This window comes from Pseudomonadota bacterium, assembly GCA_022361155.1.
Lineage (GTDB): Bacteria > Myxococcota_A > Polyangia > Polyangiales > JAKSBK01 > JAKSBK01.
Genome location: JAKSBK010000520.1, coordinates 1 through 5428 on the forward strand (window position 1 = coordinate 1; position 5428 = coordinate 5428).

The 5428-nt window shown below is 61.0% G+C and carries 6 protein-coding genes; 3 read left to right on the forward strand and 3 right to left on the reverse strand.

The annotated features are described in order from the left end of the window. From MJD61_19205 to MJD61_19215, 3 genes are all read left to right on the forward strand, one after another. A partial coding sequence (locus MJD61_19205; GenBank protein MCG8557390.1) for a restriction endonuclease occupies positions 1-244 on the forward strand: 244 nt, incomplete at its 5' end. An 18-nt stretch (positions 245-262) separates the two neighbouring features. Beyond that, positions 263-901, forward strand: coding sequence for an SLATT domain-containing protein (locus tag MJD61_19210; protein ID MCG8557391.1), 639 nt, complete (start codon positions 263-265; stop codon positions 899-901). A gap of 125 nt (positions 902-1026) precedes the next feature. Then, positions 1027-1236, forward strand: a complete 210-nt coding sequence (locus tag MJD61_19215) for a hypothetical protein (protein ID MCG8557392.1) — start codon at positions 1027-1029, stop codon at positions 1234-1236. Between the two features lie 277 nt (positions 1237-1513). On the opposite strand, the gene MJD61_19220 is transcribed toward MJD61_19215, so the two are convergent. The 3 genes from MJD61_19220 to MJD61_19230 all read right to left on the reverse strand — a co-directional run bounded on the left by MJD61_19220 (position 1514) and on the right by MJD61_19230 (position 4055). Next, a complete protein-coding gene (locus tag MJD61_19220; protein MCG8557393.1) occupies positions 1514-2437 on the reverse strand; it encodes a nucleotidyltransferase in 924 nt (307 codons plus the stop codon). After that, positions 2437-3399 carry a hypothetical protein gene (locus MJD61_19225; GenBank protein ID MCG8557394.1) on the reverse strand — a complete coding sequence of 321 codons (963 nt, stop codon included), beginning with the start codon at positions 3397-3399 and terminating at the stop codon, positions 2437-2439. Before MJD61_19225 ends, MJD61_19220 begins: the two co-directional genes overlap by 1 nt. Before the next feature lie 74 nt (positions 3400-3473). Beyond that, positions 3474-4055 (reverse strand): 7-cyano-7-deazaguanine synthase, encoded by a 582-nt coding sequence (locus MJD61_19230; protein ID MCG8557395.1) that lies wholly within the window; start codon positions 4053-4055, stop codon positions 3474-3476. Between the last annotated feature and the right edge of the window lie 1373 nt (positions 4056-5428).

Genomic DNA, 5428 nt, shown 5'->3' on the forward strand with positions numbered 1-5428 from the left:
CCAGCGCAAAGACATCCAGGCCTTCTTCGGCGCACTCACCGACCGCAACGCGACCAAAGGCCTGTTCATCACCACGGGCTACTTCGCCAGTGGAGCTCGACAGTTCTCGGACCGTCGCGAGGGAATCGTCCTCATCGACGGGGACCAGCTGGCCTCGCTGATGATCGACCATGGTGTGGGTGTCGAACGCGGCGAGACGGTGGAGATCGCCCGCGTCGACCATGGCTTTTTTGAGGACACCTAGGATCGACGGAGAATGGCCATGAACCCAAGCTCAGACTCCAGAGGCGGAGATGCAGACCTCCCTGTCGAAATCGCGCACGAAATCCGGCGGATCGAAGAGAACGCGCTCTATAACGCACAGGCGCATTTCGAAGTCGCCGCGGCCAAGAGCAAGACTACGAAGTGGATGTTGGTCGGATGCTCTGCCGTCGCCGGAGTTGCCGGCTTACTTGTCGCAGTCGGCCTGCCCGGTTGGATCGGAGCGGTTACGGTTGTCGCAAACGCGATATCAGGCGTCGCCGCGGCGTTCGGAGTTCAGGAGGCTTCCGGCCGACATGATGCCGCCGGACGGCAGTGGACACAGCTCCGGCACGATGCACGCGCACTTCGGTGCATTACGGGCCCCCAATACGCCCGCGATGTACTGATTGCGGAGATCGGTAGTCTGGCAACTCGATACAGCGACCTAAACGCTGTCCTGCCGAGCACGGACAATGAGGCTTTCGAACGAGCGCGGGAGCGCATTCAAGCGGGCCGCTTTGAGCCGGATTTCGAGTCCGCGCCAGCGGGCCCGCCGGTCACCGCTCGGGTTCAGCCGATGGAAGCGTCCGAAAGCGAGAGCGCGGAGGTACTCGCGGCGGCTGAAGACTCACGTGCGCGAGAGAAGAACCGGACATAGTCGTGCTGTATCGTCGCGTAGCGCCAAAGAACTAGATCTACCACCGAAACAGGATCGCCAGACTGCTCAGCCACTGTCCCACATAAGGAGGCTACGCAGGGAGCCGCTAGCGCGACTGCGATACGTTGGAGGTGCCGATCAGGTTTCGAAACCATGAACCCGAGGTTCCTGGCCAGGTGAAAGACGGTCACCGGACCAATGTGCGGAAGCGCGCAAAGTTCTTGCACACCTTTGGCGCGCGCATCGGTCAGGATGGCCGCTGCGCCTCGTCGGTCGACGGTCTCACAGATGTCGAGGATGGCGTCGATCTTGGCTGGATGATTAAAGGCTCGTAGAGCGGTGCGACGGCATTTGCCGCGATCCGCAGTGATCCGTCGGGGTGACCGCCAGCCCCAGAAGGCATTAGATATCTTCGGGAACTTGGCTCGGACAACCGACTCACGCATTCCGCTCGACAGCACGACCCACGCGGCCTCTCGCATGAAATCCGAGTCGGTAACCTCGTTCCCAGCTAGATTCTCTTGCCACGCGACCTCGTCTTCGAAGCCAGCTTCGATAACCGCAGCCTTCGCAAGCAGATACCGGTGTAGCACCGCTCCACTGGTATCGACGTCAGTCACTGCCCAGCAGCTCCTTCCAATGGTCGACCGACTGCGCACCATCGGCCACTCGAATTCGACGTGCGATTCTGGCCATCGCATTTGCTACGAGCATGCGTTCTACGCTGCCCTGCTTACCGAGGTAGTCATCGACGGCCGCTGACTGTCCGGTCGTGTCGGTCATGGGCGCCTTTATTGCTTCGGCGGAAACCGTGAAGAAGTGCTCGACCATAGCTTTCGTCGTGCGAGGACCGGTGTAGCCCTGAAACGCGTCCACCGCGAGCGCCTCAATGTGGTAGCCCGAGGGGCGTTGGTTCTCCGGAACAGACGAGAAGATTTGCTTCACCACCTTGATTGTGGGAACAGCCTTGCCTGAGCAAGCTTGGTTAACTTCTGTGAGCTTCCTGGAGAACCGTTCGGGAGATATCGAAGCCCAGCCGGTGCAGCTAGCGTTAGAGATCTTCAGACTGCCCCCTTCGCGAAGAACGGGAATCAGCTCGATCGTCGCATCGGCGTACTCAATCCGTATGGCGAACCCGTCTCGCTCAACCACTGTATTAGGGAGGCGCTCGCGCATCCGCGTCAGCAGGTACTGGCACACCTCCTCTGGACTCTTCCCAGCCAATTCCGAGCCGTCCAAGATGACCATCGCATCCACATCGCTGATGCCATCCGCATACGTGTTCTTCGCGACAGAACCGCCAAATAGAAGGTCTAGGGTGCCCTCGACGTCCTTCTCAAGGGCCTTCTTGATCGTCTCGAGGTGAGATGCCACAGCCTCCGTATCGCGTTCGTTGAGGTTGCTTAGCGCGTCGCCCAGGAGGGACGCGACGGCGGCTTCGTACTCGGCAGAATCGAGGTCTGTCCCGGCCTGGCGAATTTTGTCAGCCAGAGTTCCGGGTTTGCCTCCCCAATGCCCTTCGCCCGAGCTACCCATTACAACCTCCTCCGTAGCTTGGCCCGTGTGCGAAGGGCGTCGAATGCTTCGCGAACGATAGTGGAACTCGGACCGAGTCGTGAGAAATCAAAGTCGATTGCGAATTTGCTCATCGCCAATCTCATCCTCTCTAGGTAGAAGATGTTCTCTTTGACCATGCGCGCATAAGCGTTTTGATCAGATGTGTCTGGGGTGCCAACGAGTGCCGCGTAGTTCCGCCGGCTAATGGCCGTGCCGTTTGTGAATCCGTATCGCAGCCAGCTAAGCCCGTCGAAAACATCTGCGCCGGAGACGAAGTAGAGAAGCGTCGTAAGGGCATCGAGGGCGCCAAAAATATGTATTGGCACGTCGACGCCAGCGGCATCGCAATCCAGCCTCAGCAGGGCAATGTTCTCCATGCGGTCAAGTAGAGATGAGCCTAGCTCCTCCTCCGTCAGGCCGATGATGTTGAAGTCAGACAACGGAGAGGGATCGGCACGGACCGTTGAGAGAACGCCCGTCAAGAACTCCGATGTCGTCGTCTCCGGCTTCAAGAGAAACACTCGAAGGTGCTTTCGAGGGAGCAGGCTCTCCCGGGCGGACTCCAGCTGGGCGTCCAAGTGGACCCGAAGCTCAGGCTCGTCGTAGCTCACCATTGCTGCCGAAACGTGCTCCGGCCAGCTTTCGAGGAGTCTGTCGTATGTGTCCCGGTTCCATTCAAGAGGTGAGTGCGGCACGTGGCGGTCAGCAGAGAGATCGTGCTCTATGCGAAGCTCGTAGCCGCCGCTGTCCAGGAAGATCACATCGGGAGCGGGCAAAGCTGCAGCTGACGGGAGCAGCTCATGGTGTATGTCGTATCCGCTGACCAGATATGACGCGGTAATGCTCTCCGCCGCGCCCTCAAAGATCTCCGCGATCACGGAGGCGCCTGATTTCTTAGTAGGGAAGCCTTTGCTTGAGAAGGAGGGGACGAGCAGAGGCATGTGCAGAGATCCCCCGAGGGGGTGGCGTACCGACCGTGATCGCACCAGCTTGGACAGAGCGTTCTCGAGAGAGCTCACGACGCCATGACCTGTCGATCCTTGCAGCTCAGGCAGTTGCCGCAGACGGGGTTGGTGCCGTGCTCGCAGCTGTAGGTGGCGTCAACCGGCACTTCGGCAGTCCGACAGTAGTCGAGCACCTGCGCCTTCGACCATTCCAGAAATGGAGCCGCCAAGCGGACACGACCGTCCGTGTACAAGTCAAACATCCGCTGAGCCCCTTCAACGAATGTTGAGGAGCAATCCTTGTATGGTGTGCCGCCGTGAATTCCTATAGCGATGACGCCCGCCTCGAACGGTCGGTACATTAGCGCCGCCAGTGCGAAGAACGCGTTACGGCCACTGATTTCACCTGCTTCAAACCCGCTGCCTCCGGCGACGGCGAGGGTATCAAGCGAGACCCCATAATGGTCAGCCACTCTGCGCGCCGCTGCAGCCTCAAACTCTTCGCTCGGCTGGCCATGGCTGATATGGAGCGCGAGGGTGTTCGTCCCCTGCGATCGCAGGAGATGCAGGCAGGCGGCCGAGTCGAGGCCACCGCTTAGGAGCACCACAGCGTTCCCGCTTCCTGACCAGATACGCTCTTTGCCACCAACCATGGCCGCCTACTACCTCCTTCGTGCGGCTGCATTGTCGCCGATAAGGTGGACCTGGTCAGTAATCATGTGTGATCCGTGGTGAGGGCTCTCCGCCAAGGAGAGCGCTCACGCTCCGGTACGCGTCGCGCGGGATAGAATCTGGCTAGGGTTGGATGTCGGTCCTGCGATAGTTGAGCCAGGCGAGCAGTGGAGTCGTCCCGCCAGCGGAAAGAATTACGTCATCGAATCTAGGGTCGATTTGCTCTCTCCGGATGCCCTCAGCAACGTCGTCTGGGTCTATCCACCACCGGCCGGCCCCAAAATGTCCCTCCGAGTTTCCCCGAAGTCACCCACCGACGGACGGTAGAGCGAGCTACGCCTGTGACTCGGGCGGTCTCCCCCAACGACGTGAATGGTGCGCAGATCGGTTCGACGAGTTTCAACATGTTGGTCACCTTTTCTGTCCCCGCCCAGCACGCCGGGGACGGTGAAAGGGTGGCCGGTCCATGTTTCACACCCGCTAGGGTGTCGGGATGCAACCGATCTAGGGCGCCACTGCCAGGCCTTCCCAGAATAGCACAGCCTGAGGAGGGCCGCTTACGCCACCAACCGCACCTCCATCGGGACCTCGACCGCCGCCAATATACGGTCGCGGTTGAGGGTCCCCGCAACCACCTCTAGCGAACACGCGCCCTTCCAGGCGGGTGTTGGCGTTTGTGCGCCTGGCAGGCGCAACGGATAGCGCGGGCGCGCCGGCTCGAGAGGCGGGTTCCGTTTCGCGAGACGAAGAGTGGCGTGTCGACGGCGGTGCTCTGGCCACGAGCTCCACGAGCTGTGCGACGTAAATCCGGCGAAGATCCACATCAACGCTTCCACCGGGCTACTGGCCTCGCCGCAAGGGTGGTGATCGATACGTCGTGCACCACGAGCAGCTCGCGGACGAGGATGTCACGCGTCACGAACGGTCTACCTCACCGCGCGCGCATGGTTTCGTGCGACACGTCGGGGCCAGCTTGCTAGCCACGCAAGGTCCTGCTGCATTCGCTTCCGAGTTTTCTGTTCGCGCCGGAACAGCTCGTCGGTTTTCTGCCAACCCGCCCGGGGTTGGCGGCTGCCGGAGGCGGGACGCCTGGAGGAAGCCGCCGACCCGACCCGGGTTGGCGTCCGCCGGCGTGCGCCGGCACTTTCGCCACAACGGGTAGCGTAAGTGTGCGAAATGAGCTGCGGTGGTGTCCGGCATGCTTGGTGCGGTGTGCGAAGCATGACGCAACCACGCTACATCGTCCCTGGAATGACCGTGATGGTCACGCGCCGCACGCTGCGCCGCACCCACCTGTTTCGTCCAGACCCCGAGCTGACCGAGCTCTACCGGTATTGCCTGGCCGTCAGCGCGC

What these genes read in the sequence shown, in the direction of transcription:
- MJD61_19210 (MCG8557391.1), top strand. Translation starts at nt 263, where the DNA reads ATGAACCCAAGCTCAGACTCCAGAGGCGGAGATGCAGACCTCCCTGTC.
- MJD61_19230 (MCG8557395.1), bottom strand. Translation starts at nt 4,055, where the DNA reads ATGGTTGGTGGCAAAGAGCGTATCTGGTCAGGAAGCGGGAACGCTGTG.
- MJD61_19225 (MCG8557394.1), bottom strand. Translation starts at nt 3,399, where the DNA reads ATGCCTCTGCTCGTCCCCTCCTTCTCAAGCAAAGGCTTCCCTACTAAG.
- MJD61_19220 (MCG8557393.1), bottom strand. Translation starts at nt 2,437, where the DNA reads ATGGGTAGCTCGGGCGAAGGGCATTGGGGAGGCAAACCCGGAACTCTG.